The organism is Mesorhizobium sp. M7A.F.Ca.ET.027.03.2.1 (assembly GCF_003999175.1).
Lineage (GTDB): Bacteria > Pseudomonadota > Alphaproteobacteria > Rhizobiales > Rhizobiaceae > Mesorhizobium.
Window position 1 is genome coordinate 1 of record NZ_RZOM01001937.1, and the last position, 416, is coordinate 416.

General features: G+C 57.7%; 1 pseudogene. It reads left to right on the plus strand.

The features are described from left to right. A pseudogene (locus EN750_RS38860) lies at nucleotides 1-186 on the plus strand (rhizopine-binding protein); the annotation flags it as partial. Nucleotides 187-416: the final 230 nt, after the last annotated feature.

Genomic DNA, 416 nt, shown 5'->3' on the forward strand with positions numbered 1-416 from the left:
GCCATGCACTACATGCAAAATGGCGATCTTGACGTGAGCGTCTTCCAGGATGCCATCGGCCAGGGAGCCGGCTCGGTGGATGCGGCCATCAAGCTTGCCAAGGGCGAAAAGGTTGCTTCTCCGGTATGGATTCCGTTCGAACTGGTGAACCCTGCCAACGTCGATAAGTATCTGAGCAAGAATTAGTTCTTCGACGGCGAGTAGTGGTCGGTGGCAGCTTAAAAACTGCCACCGACCCCGCCCTTGAACCAGCCGGCAGGTGTCGTGTGCGTTCTCGATTGAAGCCGCACGCGACACAAGTTGGCTATCTCGGGCTGGCGCCGTGATCTTAGAGCCCTTTTGGCCCGCCCATTTGGTCACGATCAAACGGGGTCGACGCTCCGATTGGCTTTGGCATATCGGCCAACGTGCACGAC